This is a genomic window from Streptomyces sp. NPDC048483, from assembly GCF_040651455.1.
Classification (GTDB): Bacteria; Actinomycetota; Actinomycetes; order Streptomycetales; family Streptomycetaceae; genus Streptomyces.
The window spans coordinates 23,926-42,248 of record NZ_JBEZJZ010000071.1; the positions used below are offsets into that span (position 1 = coordinate 23,926).

At 70.4% G+C, this 18,323-nt stretch carries 18 protein-coding genes; 13 read left to right on the top strand and 5 right to left on the bottom strand.

The features are described from left to right. The first annotated feature begins 293 nt into the window (after positions 1–293). The 7 genes from AB0D04_RS28870 to AB0D04_RS28900 all read left to right on the top strand — a co-directional run bounded on the left by AB0D04_RS28870 (position 294) and on the right by AB0D04_RS28900 (position 8,249). A complete protein-coding gene (locus tag AB0D04_RS28870; RefSeq protein ID WP_362709036.1) occupies positions 294–1,115 on the top strand; it encodes a 2-amino-3,7-dideoxy-D-threo-hept-6-ulosonate synthase in 822 nt (273 codons plus the stop codon). Further along, positions 1,112–2,230: a 3-dehydroquinate synthase II family protein gene (locus AB0D04_RS28875; RefSeq protein ID WP_362709037.1), complete on the top strand. Its 1,119-nt coding sequence runs from the start codon at positions 1,112–1,114 to the stop codon at positions 2,228–2,230. The genes AB0D04_RS28870 and AB0D04_RS28875 overlap by 4 nt, the downstream gene beginning before the upstream one ends. Positions 2,231–2,329: 99 nt before the next feature. Beyond that, positions 2,330–3,808, top strand: coding sequence for an amidase family protein (locus tag AB0D04_RS28880; protein ID WP_362709039.1), 1,479 nt, complete (start codon positions 2,330–2,332; stop codon positions 3,806–3,808). A gap of 6 nt (positions 3,809–3,814) precedes the next feature. Continuing rightward, on the top strand, positions 3,815–5,128 hold the full coding sequence (locus AB0D04_RS28885; RefSeq protein ID WP_362709042.1) for a class I adenylate-forming enzyme family protein: 1,314 nt from the start codon (positions 3,815–3,817) through the stop codon (positions 5,126–5,128). 136 nt (positions 5,129–5,264) lie between these two features. Next, complete coding sequence (locus tag AB0D04_RS28890) at positions 5,265–5,789, top strand: cupin domain-containing protein (protein WP_362709044.1); 525 nt, start codon at positions 5,265–5,267, stop codon at positions 5,787–5,789. Positions 5,790–5,874: 85 nt separating this feature from the next. Beyond that, a complete protein-coding gene (locus AB0D04_RS28895) occupies positions 5,875–7,398 on the top strand; it encodes an MDR family MFS transporter (RefSeq protein WP_362709046.1) in 1,524 nt (507 codons plus the stop codon). 107 nt (positions 7,399–7,505) lie between these two features. Next, positions 7,506–8,249, top strand: coding sequence for an SDR family oxidoreductase (locus tag AB0D04_RS28900; RefSeq protein ID WP_362709048.1), 744 nt, complete (start codon positions 7,506–7,508; stop codon positions 8,247–8,249). Positions 8,250–8,346: 97 nt separating this feature from the next. Here AB0D04_RS28900 and AB0D04_RS28905 read toward each other — a convergent pair whose 3' ends face one another. The 5 genes from AB0D04_RS28905 to AB0D04_RS28925 all read right to left on the bottom strand — a co-directional run bounded on the left by AB0D04_RS28905 (position 8,347) and on the right by AB0D04_RS28925 (position 12,842). Further along, on the bottom strand, positions 8,347–9,837 hold the full coding sequence (locus AB0D04_RS28905; protein WP_362709051.1) for an FAD-binding oxidoreductase: 1,491 nt from the start codon (positions 9,835–9,837) through the stop codon (positions 8,347–8,349). A 576-nt stretch (positions 9,838–10,413) separates the two neighbouring features. Then, positions 10,414–11,052, bottom strand: coding sequence for a DNA-3-methyladenine glycosylase I (locus tag AB0D04_RS28910; protein WP_362709053.1), 639 nt, complete (start codon positions 11,050–11,052; stop codon positions 10,414–10,416). 42 nt (positions 11,053–11,094) lie between these two features. Then, positions 11,095–11,370, bottom strand: coding sequence for an Ada metal-binding domain-containing protein (locus tag AB0D04_RS28915; protein WP_362709056.1), 276 nt, complete (start codon positions 11,368–11,370; stop codon positions 11,095–11,097). 54 nt (positions 11,371–11,424) lie between these two features. Then, positions 11,425–11,811, bottom strand: coding sequence for a VOC family protein (locus tag AB0D04_RS28920; RefSeq protein WP_362709059.1), 387 nt, complete (start codon positions 11,809–11,811; stop codon positions 11,425–11,427). 107 nt (positions 11,812–11,918) lie between these two features. Continuing rightward, entirely contained in the window at positions 11,919–12,842 is a 924-nt protein-coding gene (locus AB0D04_RS28925; RefSeq protein WP_362709062.1) for a nitroreductase/quinone reductase family protein, read from the bottom strand. A gap of 500 nt (positions 12,843–13,342) precedes the next feature. Here AB0D04_RS28925 and AB0D04_RS28930 point away from each other — a divergent pair, with 500 nt between their 5' ends. From AB0D04_RS28930 to AB0D04_RS28955, 6 genes are all read left to right on the top strand, one after another. Beyond that, positions 13,343–13,807 carry a MerR family transcriptional regulator gene (locus AB0D04_RS28930; protein ID WP_362709065.1) on the top strand — a complete coding sequence of 155 codons (465 nt, stop codon included), beginning with the start codon at positions 13,343–13,345 and terminating at the stop codon, positions 13,805–13,807. Then, positions 13,807–14,145 carry a thioredoxin gene (trxA, locus tag AB0D04_RS28935; RefSeq protein WP_362709067.1) on the top strand — a complete coding sequence of 113 codons (339 nt, stop codon included), beginning with the start codon at positions 13,807–13,809 and terminating at the stop codon, positions 14,143–14,145. Before AB0D04_RS28930 ends, trxA begins: the two co-directional genes overlap by 1 nt. Before the next feature lie 385 nt (positions 14,146–14,530). Continuing rightward, complete coding sequence (locus AB0D04_RS28940; RefSeq protein ID WP_362709070.1) at positions 14,531–15,340, top strand: hypothetical protein; 810 nt, start codon at positions 14,531–14,533, stop codon at positions 15,338–15,340. Between the two features lie 50 nt (positions 15,341–15,390). Continuing rightward, positions 15,391–15,924: a hypothetical protein gene (locus tag AB0D04_RS28945; RefSeq protein ID WP_362709072.1), complete on the top strand. Its 534-nt coding sequence runs from the start codon at positions 15,391–15,393 to the stop codon at positions 15,922–15,924. Between the two features lie 118 nt (positions 15,925–16,042). Then, a complete protein-coding gene (locus AB0D04_RS28950) occupies positions 16,043–17,323 on the top strand; it encodes a VWA domain-containing protein (protein ID WP_362709075.1) in 1,281 nt (426 codons plus the stop codon). A gap of 17 nt (positions 17,324–17,340) precedes the next feature. Next, the gene (locus AB0D04_RS28955; RefSeq protein WP_362709076.1) at positions 17,341–18,231 is read left to right on the top strand and encodes a hypothetical protein; all 891 of its coding nucleotides are present in this window, start codon (positions 17,341–17,343) and stop codon (positions 18,229–18,231) included. Positions 18,232–18,323: the final 92 nt, after the last annotated feature.

Sequence of the window (18,323 nt, forward strand, 5' to 3'; positions counted from 1 at the left end):
ACTCAGTTGCGTTCTCCGGGAAATTGACCACCAACGGGCCGCGAAGTACCGCTGTAGCCGCCAACTTCTTCTCCATTCGGCGCCGGAGCCCCGAGGATCTTGCTCCTGGCGCCGCGGGGCCTTAAGAATCTGTATCCGGCGGGAACGTACACGGGCTGAAGCCGGAGCGCTCCAAAAGACTTTCACCCGGCCTGGGTCGGCCCGTTTCCGAAGAGTTCATCATTCTCCGGGTCTTTATCAATCCGCAGTTGCGACTGACGGTTCCCGTATCACCCGTGCTTACGGAGGGTGCTGTGCCCCTACTACCTCTGAGCGGAAAATCGCTGCGCCTTACCCGGCTTTCCAGGCCCGGCGACGGAAAATATCTCATCGTGCCCATGGACCATTCCGTGGCCGACGGCCCCATTGCCGACGCCGCCGGGTTCAGCCGGATCGTCGGTGATGTGGTGACCGCCGGTGCCGACGCGATCGTCGTGCACAAGGGGCGCGCCCGCATCATCGAACCGGGCCTGCTGAACGGCACCGCCCTGATCGTCCACCTGAGCGCCAGCACTCCGCATGCGCCCGACGGCGACGCAAAGGTCCTCGTCGGCGGCGTCGAGGAGGCCGTACGCGCCGGGGCGGACGCGGTCAGCGTGCACATCAACATCGGCTCGGACACCGAGAAACGGCAGCTCGCGGACCTCGGTGCGGTCGCGGCGGGCTGCGATCGGTGGGGCATGCCGCTGCTGGCGATGATGTACGCACGGGGGCCGCGCATCCAGGACCCCCGCGACCCCGCGCTCCTCGCGCATGTGGTGAGCATCGCCGTCGACCTCGGCGCCGACCTGGTCAAGACCGTCGCCGCGGGCTCGGCGGAGGACATGGCAGGCATCGTGGCCAAGACCCCGGTCCCGCTTGTCGTGGCCGGCGGCGCGGCCGACGGCCGTGACCTCACCGCCTTCGCGCACTCCGCGATGAACGCCGGCTGCCGCGGACTCGCCGTCGGCCGCCGGGTGTTCCACAGTCCCGACCCGGCGGCGGCGGTGCGCGCACTCGCCGCCGCCGTCCACGAACCACGCCCGGAACACGCCCCGAATTCAACCTCCCTACCCGAACTGGCAGGTGCGATGTGAAGTTCGCCTGGATTGACATTCGTTCCGTTTCCGCTGAGCAGCGCACGGCGCTCGTCGAGGCGGCCGTGCACGCCCGGATCGACGGCATCGTCGACGACGGACCGGAGATCCTGGCCACCCTCCCCCCGACCGTGCGCAAGGTACTGGTCGCCAAGGGGCCCGGCGACGGGGCCGCCGGGGGCTGGGACGGCTACGACGTACTGCTCAGCGATGTCACGGACATCAACGGACTCGCCACGCTCCAGGGCCGTGTCCTGGAGGGCCAGGACTCCGTCGCCGCCCATGTGCCGGTGGACGACGACGCCTCGCTCACCCTGGCGTGCTCGGCCGCACGGGACCTGCCCTACACCGCGGTCACCTTCAAGGACCCCACCAAGATCCCGCTGGAGATCGTGATCGCCGCGGCCGACAAGGCTCCCGGGCAGCTGATCTGCCGGGCGGACTCCCTGGAAGAGGCGAAGATCATCCTCGATGTGCTGGAGAAGGGCTCGGAGGGCATCCTCCTTGCGCCCACCTCCGTCGCCGAGGTGCTGGAGCTCGCCGAGCTCCTCCAGACCGACACACCCCCGCTCCAGCTCACCGAGCTGACCGTGGAGTCCATAGAGCACAGCGGGCTCGGCGACCGGGTGTGCGTCGACACCTGCAGCTATCTGCACAAGGACGAGGGCATCCTGGTCGGCTCGTACTCGCACGGGTTCATCCTGTGCTCCAGCGAGACCCACCCCCTGCCCTACATGCCGACCCGGCCGTTCCGGGTCAACGCCGGTGCCCTGCAGTCGTACGTCCTCGGCACCGACAACCGCACCAACTACCTGAGCGAACTCGGCGCCGGCGACACCGTCCTGGCCGTCAGCACCACCGGGCGCACCCGCCGCGTCGTCGTCGGCCGCGTCAAGCTCGAGTCGCGCCCGCTGCTCACCATCAAGACCCGCGCCGACGACGGCACCCTGGTGAGCCTCGCCGTCCAGGACGACTGGCACGTACGGGTCCTCGGCCCCGGGGACGCGGTGCGCAATGTCACCGAGCTCAAGAAGGGCGAGAAGCTCATGGGCTACCTCGCCACCGACCAGCGCCATGTCGGCTGGCCGGTGGGCGAGTTCTGCGTCGAGAAGTAGGCCAGCGCGCCGGCTCAGGCGCCTGCTGTACGGGCCGTCTCCCAGGGCTCGTACGGAGGCGCCCGGGCCGGTCGCGCGCAAGTAGAGGGAAGTCGCACCATGGATGAACTCGCCTATCAGCCGGCCACCCGCCTGGCCGGGATGATCCGGCGCCGTGAACTGTCCCCGGTCGAACTGGTCGAGGCATGCCTCGACCGGATCGAGCGCCGTAACCCCGCCGTCAACGCCTTTGTCACCGTCTGCGCCGACGAGGCCCTGGATGCCGCCCGGCGCGCGGAGCGCGAGGTGCTCACCGGCAATCCGCTGCCGCCGCTGCACGGGCTGCCCGTAGGGATCAAGGACCTCGACCCGGTGGCCGGGATCCGCACCACCCAGGCGTCGTACGCCTTCGAGAACACGGTGCCCCAGGCCAACGGCGTGAGCGCCGAACGGCTCCAGCAGGCCGGTGCCATCGTCATCGGCAAGACGAACACCCCGGAGTTCGGCCACAAGGCCATCACCGACAACTTCCTGTTCGGGCCCACCAGTACGCCCTTCGACCTGACCGCCAATGCGGGCGGGTCCTCCGGCGGCGCCGCCGCGGCCGTCGCCGAAGGCCTGGTGCCCATCGCCCAGGGTTCCGACGCGGGCGGCTCGCTGCGCGTCCCGGGCTCGCTGTGCGGGGTGTTCGCCCTGATGGGTACCTTCGGCCGGGTGCCCACCGTGGTGCGGCCCAATGCGTTCGGCCTGCTCAACCCCATGGTGTGCTACGGCCCCGTCACCCGCACCGTCGAGGACGGGGCGCTGATGTTCGAGGTGATGGCCGGCCCGCATCCCCGGGATCCCTACTCGCTGCCCGCCGCGCCCGAACGCCTCTCGGACGCCCTGCGGCGCCCGCTCACCGGCCTGCGCGTCGCCTACTCCCCCGACCTCGGCGGCTTCCCCGTCGAGGCCGATGTGGCCGCGGTCGTACGGGAGTCGCTCGGGGCGCTCATCGACGACGGCGCCGAGGTCGTCGAGGTCGACATCAAACTGCCGCGCCCCCACCAGGAGTTCACTGCCCTGTGGCGGCGCATGCAGGCCGTCCGCCAGGTGGAGTTCATCACCCGGATGCGGCGCGCCGGTGTGGACGTCCTCGCCCACCGCGACCGCATGGCCCCCACCTACCTGGAACTCCTGGAGATGGGCGAGCGCCCCTCGGCCGTCGACTACCGCCTCGAGGACGTCATCCGCAGCGAACTCCTCGACTCCCTGGAGGATGTCTTCGACGAGTACGACCTCATCGTGAGCCCGGTGACGTCGGTGGCACGCATCCCCAACGCCGCCGACCGCACCACCGTGGGCCCCTCCGAGGTCGCGGGGCAGAGCGTCAATCCGCTGGTCGGATGGTGTCTGACGGGCCTGTACAACTTCATCGGCAGCCCCGCCGCCACCGTTCCCGCGGGCTTCACCCCGGCCGGGCTGCCGGTCGGCCTGCAGGTCGCCGCCCGGCGGTTCGACGAGCCGCAGGTCGTCGCGGCCTGCGCCGCCGTGGAGCGCCGCCGCCCCTGGCACGAGGGCTATGAGCGCCTGGAGCTGCGGCGCGAGCGGGAAGGCTGAGTCACCGTGTCCCTCCACTCCCGTCGGGACGCCGACTGGTGGGGCGCCGGGCTGCTGGAGAACCGGCCGCCCGACGCCCCCTGGGCGATTGCCCGCAGCACGGTCACCTACGGCCAACTGCGCGCCCAGGTCTCCTCGTTGCGCCACACCATCAGGTCGTACGGCATCGGGGCGGGCAACACCGTCGCCCTGCAGGGCGCCCGCAGCTTCACACAGATGTGGGCGCTGCTCGCGCTGTGGTCGTGCGGCGCCCAGGTCATGCTGATGGGGCCCGGTCTGCGCGGCCGTGAGCTGGGCACGCTCCTGGACCGCTGCCGGCCGCAGTACCACCTCTCGTTCGACGCGCCCGGGTGGGCCGCCGGGACCTTTCATGACGAGTGCGAGGTCCTGGTCCGGCGTCTGAAACACGGCCGCCCGGCCGAAACGCCGCACTGCCTGGTCCAGTTCACCTCCGGCAGTACCGGCATCGCCAAGGCCATCGGCCGCACGCCCGAGTCCCTCACCACGGAACTCGGGCGGTTCCGTGCGATCGGCGGGATGCCTCAGAGGGGTGAGAAGGCGCTGCTGCTGGCGCCGCCGGAGCACTCCTTCGGGCTCATCGGTGGGCTGCTGCATGCCATGAACACCGGCGCGGTCACGGTCTTCGCGCGGGACACCGGTCCCCCGGCGGTGCTCGAAGCCTGCCGGGCACATGACGTCGAGGCGGTCCTGGGGGCGCCCGCGCACTTCGCGGGGCTCGCGGCATTTCCAGGGCTCTGCGCCGCCTCGTTCTCCTCGGCTGCCCCGGACTCCTCGGCCTCCTCTGCGCCTTCGGCCTTCCCGGCTCAGGGCGGCGCACCGCCGCTGCCCCGGCTGCGAACGGCGATATCCGCCGGAGACGTGCTGGTCCGGCAGGTCTCCGCACGCTTCGCCGAACGCTTCGGGGTGCGGATCGGCCAGGCGTACGGGACGACCGAGACCGGCATCATCGCGGTCGACACGGCCGGGGCGCACGGACCGGGCACGGTCGGGGTGCCGGCGCCCGGTGTCCGGGTCCGGCTGGTCTCCGGGGAGCTGCAGGTACGGCTGCCCGGCTCGCCGTATCTCGCGCCGGAGGAGCCCCCGGTGCGATTCCTCGCGGACGGCGGGCGCGACCCGGGCGGCTGGCTGTGCACCCGTGACCTCGTCGAGGTCGACCCGGCCGGCGGGGCGTTGCGGCTGCTGGGCCGCCTCGATCCGCTGGCCGACCGGCGCGGGCTGGCCGCCGGCGCCACCCAGCGCCAGGTCGCCGACCGCGCCGTCGTCCGACACCTCGACCGCGACGGCTCCCTCGCCGTCTGACAGTGCATCCCGGGCCGTGCGTCGGCCCGGGATGCAACCGTTCCCGATCCGGCGGTGTTTCACCTTTGCATGCCACCGAACCGGACGTTCTCCTCACAGCGAATTCCGTTCCGCACTCACCCGAGCTGGAGGCCCCATGACCGAGGCAACGACGACCAAGGAGAAGGAAGACGACCCGGAGCTCGCGCAAAGCGTCCTGCATGTCCCCGCCGGGGAGGGCCCGACGGTCTGGGTCGATGGCAACACCTACACCATCAAGGCGAGCCATGAGAACACCGGCGGCCGACTGGCCTTCGTCGAGGCCTCCGTGCCGCCCGGCTGCGGTCCCGATGCCCATATCCACCGGGGCGAGGACGAGGCGTACTACGTGCTCTTCGGCGAGCTCGAAGTCCTCGACGGGGAGCGTACGTTCACCATCCGGCAGGGGGACTTCGTCTTCATACCGCGCGGGGTGACCCACCGGTTCAAGAACCGCGGCCTGCATGCGGCCAAGATGGTCTTTCTGTTCACCCCCGCCGGGTTCGACAGGTTCTTCATGGAGGCCGGCGACCCTGCCCGGCCCGGTGTACAGCCCCAGCCGTGGCCTGCGGAGCACTTCGTGCACATCGCAGAGATAGGCGCCCGCCACCGCTGGGAGCCGGGCCAGGAACCCACCGGCTGACCCGTACGGCACACACCCCCGACCGGCCGCGCGCCCACGCGAGGAGCGTGCGGTACGGAACGCAATGACTGCACGGAAGGTAACGATGGAAGAGACCGCGGCGGCGCACCCGCCGGAAGTCGACAACGCCCCGCGCACCGAGGCGCCCGCCAAGGGAAGTGCGCAGGAGGAAAAGGGCCTGCTGCCCATCGGCTCGACGCTGTCCTTGGGCGCCGTCATCGCCCTGCTCAGTACCACCATCGTGTCGGTGGGTATGGGACGCCTCGCCGAGGTGTTCTCGGTGCCGCTGTCGACGGTGCAGTGGGTGAGCACCGCCTATCTGCTGGCGATCGCCGTCGCCATCCCGATCGCCGGCTGGGCGATGGACCGCTTCGGGGAGAAAACCCTCTGGCAGGCGTCCCTCGTCGTCTACCTGATCGGCTGTGTGCTGGCCGCCGTCGCCACCAGCGTCGGTACCCTGATCGGCGCCCGGGTCGTCCAGGGCATCGGCGGCGCCATGTTCGAGCCGATCATGCTCACGATGCTGGCCCGCGCGGCCGGGCCGAAGCGCGCCACCACGGTGCTGAGCATGGTCCAGATCCCCATCACACTCGCCCCGGTCTTCGGCCCCATGGTCGGTGGCATGCTCATGGACAACCTGGACTGGCGCTGGCTGTTCTGGTTCAACGTGCCGCTCGGCCTGCTGTGCGCGGTGCTGGCGCAGCGCATTCTGCCCACCGACCCGCCGCGTGCGGAGCGGGGCAGTTCCCGGCTCGATGTGACCGGCCTGGCCCTGCTGCCCGCCGCCCTGGCCGGACTGCTGCTCGGCTTCTCCCAGCTGGCCACCGGCGACGGCGTCGGCTCCCCGGTCGTCCTGGTCTCGTTCGGCGTCGGCGTGGCCCTGCTGATCGCGTATGTGGTGCACGCGCTCCGTATGCGGGGCGTGCCCCTCATCGATGTGCGGCTGTTCGCCACCGGCCGGTTCACCGCCGCCGCCCTGGGCTCGTTCCTGTTCGGTGCCTCGGTCTACGGGATGATGTTCCTGCTGCCGCTGTTCTTCCAGCAGGGCGGCGGCTTCGACGCCTGGACCTCGGGCCTGCTGCTCGCCCCGCAGGGCGTCGGTACGGTCCTGATCCTGCCCGCGGTGGGACGCCTCGTCGCCCGGTTCGGGCCCCGCGCCGTGGTCCTGGCCGGTATGGCCCTCGCAGCCATCAGCACCCTCGCGTACACCCAGTTCGATCCCGCCAACGACACCGCACTGCTGGTCATTGCACTCCTGGTGCGCGGCGTGGGCCTGGGCACGACCCTTGCCCCGGCGCTCTCCACGGGATTCACCAGCATCGCCCCGGAGAACACCGGCCGGGCCAGCAGCGCCCTGATCGCCTCCATCCAGCTGGGCGGCTCGGTCGGCACGGCTCTGCTCGCGGTCGTCGTGCAGCAGCAGCTCACCGACCGCCTGGGCCCGAACGGTTCCGCCGCGTCGGTCGCCTCCGCGCCCCACCTGGCCGGGCCGATCACCGAGGCGTTCGGCGCGGCGTTCTGGTGGACGCTGGGCCTCTGTGCGGTCGGCGCGATAGTCGCCCTCTTCCTGCCCCGCGCCGAGCGCGGCAGCACCCCGGCGGAAACCTGACCCGATCCGGGGCGGCGGCGCCACCGCCGCCCCGCCGAAGCCACCCTCCACTTCACCACCGAAGCCACCACCCAAGAAATCGAAACACCCATGAAAGGACGCACAACGTGACAGACACGCTCAACGGCAAGGTCGCCCTGGTCACCGGGGCATCGCGCGGCATCGGGGCGGCGATCGCGCAGCGCCTGGCGGCCGACGGCGCCGCCGTGGCACTCACCTACTCCCACTCCAAGGACCGCGCCGAGGAGGTCGTGGCCGGCATCCGCTCCGCGGGCGGGCGCGCCCACGCCATCCAGGCCGACAGCGCCAAGGACGAGGACATCGCCGCGGCCGTCGACGAGACGGTACGGGCCCTGGGGGGCCTGGACATCCTGGTGAACAACGCCGGGGGCGGCACCTTCGGCCCCGTGCAGGAGCTGCCCATCGACGCCATCGACACGATGATCGGTGTGAACATCCGCGGTGTGGTCGTCGGGATCCGGGAGGCGCTCCGGCATCTCCCCGATGGGGGCCGCATCATCACGATCGGCAGCATCAACGCCGACCGCATCCCGTTCCCCGGCGGTTCCGTCTACGGCATGACCAAGGCGGCGGTGGCCGGGCTGACCCGCGGTCTGTCCCGGGAGCTGGGCCCGCGCGGCATCACCGTCAACAACGTCCAGCCCGGCCCGGTGGACACGGACGCCAACCCGGCGGACGGTCCCATGGCCAGCAGCATGCTCGGCTGGATGGCGCTGGACCGGTTCGGCAGGGGCGAAGAGATAGCGGCGATGGTCTCGTACCTCGCCGGCCCCGAGTCCGCGTTCGTCACCGGTGCGAGCCTGGACATCGACGGCGGCTTCGGCGCCTGAGCTTGCCGGCACCGTGGTCCCACTGCCGTCCCGCCCGGGGCAACCAGCTCCGGGCGGGACGGAATCACCAGGACGGCATCACAGTGCGGCGGTCTGCCTAGGGCAGGCGCACCGACTGGCCGTGGCTGAAGTGGTTGCCCGGGTCCCACTTCGCCTTGACCTGCTGCAAACGGGGATAGTTGGCCCCGAAGTACAGGGTGTGCCACGGCACTCCGGAGGTGTTGTGCCGCGGGTCGTTGAGATCGATGTCGGCGTAGTTGATGTAACAGCCGTCGGTGGTCTCGTCGAGGACCGGCACACCGCCCGTCTTGCGGTAGACGTCCTCGTAGAAGGACCGCAGCCATGAGATGTTCGCATTGTCGTCGGCCGGGTCGTTCCAGTACGTCTGGTACAGCAGCTTGAAACGTGAATCACGGTGCACGCTCGCAGTGGCGCCCGGTTCCACGCTGTTCACCGCACAGCCGAAGGAACTGAACTGCACCATGGCCCGCGGGTTTTCGAGATCGGTATGAGCCAGGTGCTCATACATCGTCTCGATCTGTGTGTCGGTCACCATCTGCTTGTTGTAGGCCGACTTGTAGTCCGCGCGCAGCGTCGGGTCGACCAGGAAGTTGGTGGTGGTGCCGAAGTACCGCGTGGCCTGCAGCCAGGGCAGCCGCTGCGTGGTGTGGTACTGCGGCATCGCTTTGTGCTCACCCATGGTGTTGGTGACGGGGCCGTGCTCGATATCGACCCCCTCGGTCACGGTGGCGATATAGGTCTCCAGCAGTTTCTCCGCGTGCGGAGTGGTGGCGTCCATCTGGGACACCAGGCCTATCTGGCCGTTCGACCGGTGGTTGAGCAGCAGCGAACTCATCAGGCCGCTGTAGGCGCTGCCCGGCTCGGAGTTCTCGTCCGCCGTGTGCCAGGCCGCGTAATTCCGCGTGAGCCGGATGAATGCTTCCTTGGTCATGTCCTCCCAGGACCAGGCAACGGCGCTGATCAGCACCTCGCTCGGCGGCTTGATGAGCGCCTGCTCCGGCCGGCGGCCGGTGGCCTGCGGTGAACGGAACCAGTACCGGGTGATCACGCCGAAGTTGCCACCGCCGGCCCCGGTGTGGGCCCACCACAGGTCCCGGTTGGGGTCGGACTTCTCGCGGGTGGCGACCACCGTACGGGCGGTGCCGTGGGCATCGACCACGACCACCTCGACCGCATAGAGATGGTCGACGATCAGGCCGTCCCGGCGGGCGAGCATGCCCCATCCACCGCCGCTGACATGGCCGCCCACGCCCACCGAATAGCACATTCCGCCGGGAAGGGTGACGCCCCACACCTTGTACAGCCGCTCATAGACGTCGAGCAGCGTCGCACCGGCCTCCACGGCGAATGCGGAGAACCGGTCGTCGTAGGTGACCGAGGTCATCTCCGACATGTCGAGCACGATCTGGGTGTCGGCGTTGAAGACGAAGTTCTCGTAGCAGTGCCCTCCGCCGCGGACCGTCAGTTTCTTGCCGGCCCGGACGGCTTCCTGCACCACGGCCTGAACCTGCTGAGTGGAGTCGACGACCCGTACGGATTCCGGCCGCCCGACCCAGCGCTGGTTCATCCCGCGCACCAGGTCCCCGTACCGCGGATCGGCCGCCCCGATCGTCGTCGCGGAAAATTCTGGGGCGGGAGCTTTCTCGGGCTTGCGCCCTCTGGGCCCCCCGCCCTGTACCTGATCCTCGTGTTCGTTCGTCATAACCGTTCTCGAGCCCTTCCTGAGTGAATTGCCCCGGAACTACTCGATCCCCGCGAAGCGGGAATCCCTGTGCCGTCCACAAAGCAGCAGCGGACGATGGGCGCGTACGCCACCAGGGCCGAAGGTGCGACCGCAGCGATCACATGTCGCGGCGCAGACAGAGAAAGCGCACAGAGCGCCAAGGAACAGATCTCCCCCCGGATCCTGGACTCCCCGACGCTCGACAGGAGAACTCAATGCCCCTGCCCCCAAAGGGAGTCACCGCGATAATGAGACGCGAGCCACAGGATTTCAAGGCAAACGGGGGTATCCCTGCACAATGTTTGCCATCCCGACAAGAGGCTGTGACAGAAGTGGCGCAAAACCCCGGTTGTCACGGCCGGAGGGCTGAATCGGAGTTCCGCCCTCCGGCCGTGACAACACTCCTCAGCGACAGCCGCGTCACGTCTGGTCGTGCTGTCCCGAGGACCCGCGGCGATGGCATCCCACCAGATGCGTGTCGACCAGGCCGATGGCCTCCATGAGGGCATAGCTCGTGGTGGGACCGACGAACCGGAAGCCGTACGAGCGCAGTTCGGCGGCGAGCGCCTTCGACTCGGCGGTCTTGGTGGGCACTTCGGAGACCGTACGGGGCACCGGGGTCCGGCGAGGCTTGTGGGACCAGATCAGCGGGTCGAGCCCGCCGTGCTCGCGCAGGTCCAGGACGGCCCGGGCGTTGGAGCGAGTCGCCTCGATCTTCGCGCGGTTACGGACGATCCCGGCGTCGCCCATGAGGCGTGCGACGTCCCCGTCCGTATACGCCGCGACGGTCTGCGGATCGAACCCGTCGAACGCCGCGCGGAAGGCCGGCCGTTTGGCGAGAATCGTCAGCCAGCTCAGCCCCGACTGGAAGGCCTCCAGGGTGATCCGCTCGAACAGCGCCTGTTCGCCGCGGACCGGCAGTCCCCATTCGGTGTCGTGGTACTGCTGGTTGAGCGGATGCGAGACGGCCCACAGGCAACGCCCGAGCCCGTCCTCCCCCACGACGGCTTCCCCCTCCGCCGGCCGGACGTCCGACTCGCTGCCGGTTGTACTGGTCACGCACTCACTCTCTCTTCCAGCGCCGCCCCCACCGGACGGCCTTCACGATGCGCCGCCGTCCCTCCGCGCCTTCCACCGCGAGTACCGCCGGGGCAGGCACACCGCGCACGGCCGGTATCCGGCCGCGACGGCCGTCTCTTCATCGGTGAAGAAGACCCGGTGCCGTACGTAGTGGCCGCGGGCGAGGGCGCGCAGCGCGGAGGGACAGTCGAGCCGCCCGTACAGCCTCCCCGGCCGGTATCCGCCCAAGGAGCCGGGCGTGGGACTCACGTAGGGCCGACCGTCGCGCCCTGTCAGGGTGTACGTCGCGTCGCCCATGAGCCGAGTCTGCACGCCCGGCAGCCGGAGATCCGGCGGTATTCGGACGTCGTGTTACCGCCCGGCGTCCTGCGGGTACCAGCGCAGTTCCACGGTGTTGCCATCGGGATCCGCTACGTACACCGACTGCGCCTCGCCCCGTGCGCCGTACCGGCCGACCGGGCCCTCCAGCACGGTGAACGTGCCCGAGTCGATGACCTCCTGCCAGTCCAGCGGGTCCACGACCAGGCAGATGTGGTCCACATTGGACTCGCCGCGGGGCCGGTCGACCAGATCGATGATCGTGGTCGGGCTGACCCGCACCGACGGGAACGGGGCATCACCGGCCCGCCACTCCGCCACGCGCACCGGCTCCAGACCGAGCGGCCCGCAATAGAAGTCCAGCGCGCGCTCCACGTCCTGCACATTGAGGACCAGGTGATCGAAGTCCTTGACTCTCATGAGGCGATGCAGCCTTTCCCGGGGGATTTTTGTCTCCGTGCCCATATGCGTCTCCATCATCGTCTGTCCTTTCGTCTCCGGGCGCGCCTCCGGTCCCGCCTCCGGATTCAGTGGCCGCCCGTCGGCGGGAACGGGATTTCGGTGAGTACGGGGATGAGCGACTCCTCCTCGTAGGCGAGGTGGGCTCGGAGCTCTTCCGTCATCCGGTCCAGTTCCGCGCGGAAACGGCCGGGGTCTGCGGTGGCGATGTCGGACAGCAGGGCGAGGAGCTCGCCCTTGATGCGTGCGACGGTGCGGTGCTCGTCGTGGAGACGTTGGAGCGCGTCGCGCAGGTGGGGGTGATGCTGCGCGAGGGCAGGGAAGATGTGCGCGTCCTCGCTGGTGTGATGGAACTCCAGCGACTCGCAGAACGCCAGGCAGTGCTGCCGCAGCTGCAGGCCCAGGCCCGGCACCGGAGGTTCGCCGGGTCCCTGGCGTTCCTCCCGCGCGGCGAAGTGGGCATCGGCCTCGTCGCGTACCTGCCGCAGCTGTGCGCGCAGCCAGGCGTGGACCTCGAGGAGCTTGTCCGCGAGGTGGGTGACCTCACGGGGCCCCTCGCCCGCCTCGGGTCCGGAGCGTTGCAGTGTCACGACCGGAAGGGTTCGGGTCGTACCGCGCTGGTAGTCGGCGTATCCGGGCGCCACCCGCACGACCTGCTCGAACAGTTGGTTCCGCCGCGCGCCCTCGGCCGGGACCGCGATCGCCGCGAACACTTCGGTGCCGACCTCCACCCGCACCATGGGGTGGGCGAGCAGGTTGTGGTACCAGGCGGGGTGCTGGGGTGCGCCGGCGGCGGATGCGATGAGCAACAGCAGGTCGCCGTCGCGGAAGTAGGCGAGGGGGACGGTGTGTTCCTTCCCCGACTTCGCGCCGGTGGTGGTCAGCAGGAGCAGGTCACCGCCCTCGAAGGGGCCGCCGACCTTTCCCGCGTGGGCTCGGAATTCCTCGATGATCGACTGGTTGAAGGGGTTGGACGACGGCTTTGTGGACATGCTGCGGTGAATCTCCAGATTTCGGTCAGACGGGCTGACGTCGGCGGTGCGCGCGGCGATGTATGCGACGCACGGCGCGTAGGGGCCGACGGCCCTGCCCGGAACGTGCGAAGGCGTGGCGATGCCGGGTATCAGGGAGGAAAAGGGGACGACGCGCGGACGCGCTCACCTCAGAGGCGGCCGCTCAAAAGGCGGACGCTCAGAAGGCGGGTCCTCGGACGCAGATGCTCAGATGCTGGGCGCGGAGAATGAATTCATTGCTCGGTCCCTCGAAGAATGGTGGTCGCCCGACCACCGACCGGCCCACTGCTCTTTGGTCGGCGTCACGTGCCACGCGGCTCATTACAGTCACGGGCCCGCCATCTGTCAACGCGGAGCCTGCGATGCCGCCATTCCGGCTGCGGCCGTCCTGGCCTTGACGTCAGGGTCAAGGTCTACCGTCCATGTCCACCGGCCATCGGGGCCGGTGGACATGGACCGACGCAGGGAGGGCTTTGCGGATGCGGATCGGCGATCTGGCGCAGCGCGCGGGGACCACGGCGCGCGCTTTGCGCTATTACGAGTCGCGGGGCCTGCTCACCGCCGGGCGAGACGGCAACGGCTACCGCGACTACGGCGAGGACGATCTGCAGGTGCTGCGGCAGATCAAGGTGCTGCAGGACCTCGGCTTCGAGCTGGAGGACACCCGGCCGTTCGTGGAGTGCCTCCAGGCCGGGCATCCCCAGGGCGACGCCTGTCCCGCCTCGATCGACGTCTACCGCAGGAAGCTCGCCGAACTCGACCGCTGCATCGAGGAACTTCAGGACGTACGGGAATCGGTGCAGCGGCAGCTGGGGCGCGCGGAGGCGGAGGCCGGACCCAACCGGACGCCGGACCCCGCACCCGTACCCGCACCCGCACCGCTCTGTGAGCTGTCGTCCCTCGGCCGGTCGGCCACGCCCGTCCCCCCACAGCAGGAGAACTGATGCCGCAGACATACGACGCCGCCGTGCTGTCCGTAACGGACGAGACGTTCGAAGCGGAGGTACTGCGTTCCGCACTTCCCGTCCTGGTGGACTTCACCGCCGGCTGGTGCCCGTCGTGCCGGATGATCGCGCCGGTGCTGGCGGAGATGGCCACGGAAGAAGCGGGGCGGCTCAAGATCGTTCAGCTTGATGTGGACAGCAATCCGGTGACACAGAGCACGTACGCCGTGCTGTCGATACCGACGCTGATGGTCTTCCGCGCGGGCGAACCGGTGAAGTCCCTGGTGGGGGCGCGGCCGAAGCGTCGATTGCAGCAAGAACTTGCGGATGTGGTGTGACGAGCGGTCGGCCACCGGGTGCAACGGCCTTGCTCCTACGCTCCCTTGACAGTCGTCAGCGGGCGGAGAAGCCTGGTTGACGGGTCGTCCCGGCGGTTGCCGGGACGCCGGGGGATGCGGAATCCGGGGGGACGGGGGAAGCATGGTGGGGTCTACTTCTGTGCCCAGGTCGGCGTCTACGCCTGCGTCAGGGGGCGACGCCGCGCCTGCCAACGCTGCGCCTGCCGCCGCCTGTGGTGCCGCCGGGCGGCGAAGGCTGCACCGGGTCGTCGGGCTCGGTGCCGGACTGCTGCTTGCGCTGCCGCTGGCGGCCTGTTCGGCGGGCGGGGAAACCGATGACGGGCCGGACGGATCCGCGAGCCCGACGGCCGGGGCCTCGCCGTCCGTGAGACCGACGCCGACCGTTGCGCCCGCCGCCTACCGCCGCACGCTGGCCACCGCCCTCGGGCCGCTCAACAGTGCCCTGCGCGCGGTGGACCGGGCCCAGGAGGGCAAGGCGCTGAACACGGCGCTGGAGACGGCGGCCAGGAAGGCGGACGCGTCCGCCGGGGCGCTGGAGGCGGCGCGGACGCCGGACAACGCCGCGGCAGGAAACGGTCAACTCACCACCGCGCTGCGGTCCTTGGGGCGGGAGCTGCGGAGCGCTCGCGGTGACGGTGGCCGATGCGCCACCTCGCCGCGCGTCGCACTGGGTACGGCGACGAGCCCGAAGGACGTCAAGGAAGCCGGGCGCGCACTCAGCGCTCTCGGCTACGACGCCACGCTGCGGCTGCCGCGTACCGAGGAGGCCGAGCACCGCCGGCTCGGCAACGGCGCCTTCGTGCGCGACGGCAGCCGGGGTGGCCTGGGGCGGCTGACCGTCAGCAACGGCACCGGCACCGATGCCGTGGTGACGCTGACCCGGGGCAGCAGGACGGCGTTCTCGGTGTATGTCCGCGGGGGCGCCGACACGACCGTACGGAGCGTCAACAGCGGTTCGTACACCGTGTATTTCACCACCGGCGAGGACTGGGACGGCGGCAAGCGGTCCTTCACGCGCGAATGCAGCTTTCAGAAATTCGATGACACAGCGGACTTCCGGACGGTTCAAGTAGCGGGCGGAACGCAGTACACGGTGCTGAGGCTCACGCTGAACAAGGTGTTCGGCGGCAATGCGAGCACGAGCGAGGTGCCGCCGGGGCGATTCCCGTCCTAGCGGTGCCTCGGCGGTGCGCCTCGTCGGGCCCCTGGGTATCGTGACGCGGCGTGGACGACAGCATGGTGGGGACTCTGACGATCGCGGCCCTGACCGGGGGCACCGCGGTGCTCGCCAGCTGGGTCACCAGCCGCGGCAGTACACGGGCCGCCAGGATCCAGGCGGAGATCGCCGCGGGCGCGCAGCGCGCCGAGCGGCTGCGCGAGAGCCGCCGCGCGGCCTACCTGGACCTGATCGAACAGACCCATCTCATGGGCGAGTTGCTCTGGGAGATAGGGGACACGCTCCGCCTTCCCGGCTCCGCGGCCCGTACCACCGCCCTGGGAGAGCTGCACGTTCGCCAGGTCGCCGAGTACGTGAAGATCCGCCGCTGCGCCCGCGTCGTGGAGCTGGAGGGACCGCCCCGGGTGGCGGACGCCGCGCTTGCCGTGCAAAAGCGGACCGGGCCGTTCCATGCGGCCATCACGGCGGCCCTGGCCGGTGAAACCGACACCCACCCTGCCTTCGACGCCGCTTTCAGTCCTTTCTGGAAGGCGCTGGAAAACTTTGTGGACGCGGCCCGCGGCGCGCATCAGATGGAGTGAGCGGCGGAGTGCGGACGCTGTGCAGAAAACCCGGTGAACAGGCCGGTGAACAGACCGGTGAACCGCCCGGAAAACAGGCCGTTTTGGCGCCGGGGCGAATCCTCAATACGATCCGGCGATGATCATAAGAAAACGGCTGGCGGCCGGGGTGTGCGGGCTGCTCGCCGCTCTGGCCGTCGGGCTCCTTCCCGGATCCGCCGTCGCGGACGAGCCCGATGCGCGGCCCTCCCCCAAGGTCGAGCTGGTGCTCGACGTCAGCGGCTCGATGCGGGCCCGCGACATCGACGGACAGTCGCGGATGTCCGCGGCGAAACAGGCGTTCAACGAGGTGCTGGACGCGGTGCCGCACGAGGTGCAGCTGGGAATCCGTACCCTCGGCGCCAACTACCCCGGCGAGGACCGCAAGCGCGGCTGCAAGGACACCAAGCGGCTCTACCCCGTCGGCCCGCTCGACCGGACCGAGGCGAAGACGGCGGTGGCGACGCTCGCCCCCACCGGCTGGACGCCGATCGGGCCGGCCCTGCTGGGCGCGGCCGATGACCTCAAGGGCGGCGACGCGACCCGCCGGATCGTCCTGATCACCGACGGCGAGGACACCTGCGCCCCGCTCGACCCCTGCCAGGTGGCGCGCGACATCGCGTCCCGCGGCATCCACCTCACCGTCGACACGCTCGGCCTGCTGCCGAACGCCAAGACCCGTAACCAGCTCAGCTGCATCGCCGAGGCCACCGGCGGTACCTACACCTCGGTGCAGCACACCGGCGAACTGCGCGACCGCGTCCACCAGTTGGTGGACAGAGCCGCCCGGCCGGTCGTCACGCCCGTGGCAACCAAGGGCGCGGCGCAGTGCGACGGTGCGCCCAAGCTCACGCCCGGTCTCTACAGCGACCGGGAGACGTTCGGCGAGCACCGCTGGTACCGGGTGGACGTCCGGCCGGGGCAGGAACTGCGGGCGTCGGTGAGCGTCGCCGCGGACCGCGCGGTCAACAACGACTACGGGGTGCTGCTGCAGGCCTCGACGGCCCATGGCCGGGAAATCGTGCGGGGGGCGGAGGCCGGCAGCGGCCGGACCGATGTGATCTCGTCCGGACTGCGGTATCCGAAGGCGCCGGCCGACGCCGCCGACGACGACGAGGACGGCAAGCCCACGGCGGAGACCGTGTGCCTGCAGGTCAGCAACTCCTTCTCGGCGCCGGCCTCGGTCAAGACCGCGCCCGGTCTGCCCGTCGAGCTGGCCGTCGACCTGGTGGACGCACCGCACGACGCCGCGGACACGGCCGCCTTCGGCCTGGGACGCGGCTGGTGGCTGCTGGCCGCGCTGGTGCTGACCGGCCTGGTCGCCGGGCTGCTGTGGGGCTGGATCTCGCGCTGGCGCATTTCCGTCTGGAGGACCAACTGATGCGTACCGTAGAGGGAATGACCGGGCCCGGACGGCGGACGGCCTCGGCAGGGCGCACCGGACGCGTCCTGACCTCGTGTGTGGTGGCGGCCGCCGCGCTCTTCGGCGCGGCGGGCGTGGCCTCGGCGGACAGCCCTTCGCCGAGTTCCCGTCCGGGTTCCGAGGCGGACGGACCGACCGAGGCCGGTACGTCGTTCCGTACCGCGACCGCGATCAAGCAGGGCCAGCGGGCGACGGCCGGCGCGTCCACCGGCGACTACCTGTACTGGGTGGTCCCGGTGGACCAGGGACAGCGCGCCACCGTGCGGGCCAAGGTCACGCTGCCCAAGGCCGCCCGCCACGGCTCCGCCACCTGGCAGCTCGATGTGTACGACGGGCTCCGCCGCCGCCAGGCGTGCCGGTACGGGGCGCAGACCAGGGCGGCGGCGCCCGACGCGGGCTCCGTCGAGCTGTCCTGCACCCTGCGTACGGTCCGCGGCTGGGCGGAGCCGTGGGCGAACGATCCGCTGCCGGGGAGCTACTACGTGCGGCTGACGGTCGTGGATCTGCCGAAGGAGGACCTGGGGCTGCCGGTACGTGCCGAGGTCCGGACCGATACGGCCGAGGCGGGCGGTGCGCAGGCCGTCGACGGCTCCCTCGCCGCACCGCTCGTAGCGGGCGCGGGCACCACGACACCGCGGGACGAGGCGACGCCCGAGGACGAGGCGACACCGCAGGACGAGGCGAGTGCCGCGCCGGATCAGTCGGCCGCGTCGGCCGAGCCGGACGGCGGCTGGTCCTCCGGCTGGTGGTCCGACCGCTGGGTCTGGACGGCGGTCGGCGGGCTGCTCGCGGCCCTGGCCGGGATCGGGGGCTACTCCCTGACCCGCGGCTCCGGCCGCCCGTCCCGGGTGCCGCCGGGCGCCTGACCAGGCCGTACCCCCCTGTGGAAGTGCCCAGCTGGGCTGGGAGCCCACCGTCGACTTCCCCGAACTGATGCGCATGATGGTCGACTCCGATC

Excerpts from the sequence above, each read along its gene's own strand:
- AB0D04_RS28880 (WP_362709039.1), top strand. The coding sequence starts at position 2,330 with ATGGATGAACTCGCCTATCAGCCGGCCACCCGCCTGGCCGGGATGATC.
- AB0D04_RS28950 (WP_362709075.1), top strand. The coding sequence starts at position 16,043 with ATGATCATAAGAAAACGGCTGGCGGCCGGGGTGTGCGGGCTGCTCGCC.
- AB0D04_RS28905 (WP_362709051.1), bottom strand. The coding sequence starts at position 9,837 with ATGAACCAGCGCTGGGTCGGGCGGCCGGAATCCGTACGGGTCGTCGAC.
- AB0D04_RS28890 (WP_362709044.1), top strand. The coding sequence starts at position 5,265 with ATGACCGAGGCAACGACGACCAAGGAGAAGGAAGACGACCCGGAGCTC.
- AB0D04_RS28955 (WP_362709076.1), top strand. The coding sequence starts at position 17,341 with ATGACCGGGCCCGGACGGCGGACGGCCTCGGCAGGGCGCACCGGACGC.
- AB0D04_RS28930 (WP_362709065.1), top strand. The coding sequence starts at position 13,343 with ATGCGGATCGGCGATCTGGCGCAGCGCGCGGGGACCACGGCGCGCGCT.
- AB0D04_RS28925 (WP_362709062.1), bottom strand. The coding sequence starts at position 12,842 with ATGTCCACAAAGCCGTCGTCCAACCCCTTCAACCAGTCGATCATCGAG.
- AB0D04_RS28915 (WP_362709056.1), bottom strand. The coding sequence starts at position 11,370 with ATGGGCGACGCGACGTACACCCTGACAGGGCGCGACGGTCGGCCCTAC.
- trxA (WP_362709067.1), top strand. The coding sequence starts at position 13,807 with ATGCCGCAGACATACGACGCCGCCGTGCTGTCCGTAACGGACGAGACG.
- AB0D04_RS28920 (WP_362709059.1), bottom strand. The coding sequence starts at position 11,811 with ATGAGAGTCAAGGACTTCGATCACCTGGTCCTCAATGTGCAGGACGTG.
- AB0D04_RS28895 (WP_362709046.1), top strand. The coding sequence starts at position 5,875 with ATGGAAGAGACCGCGGCGGCGCACCCGCCGGAAGTCGACAACGCCCCG.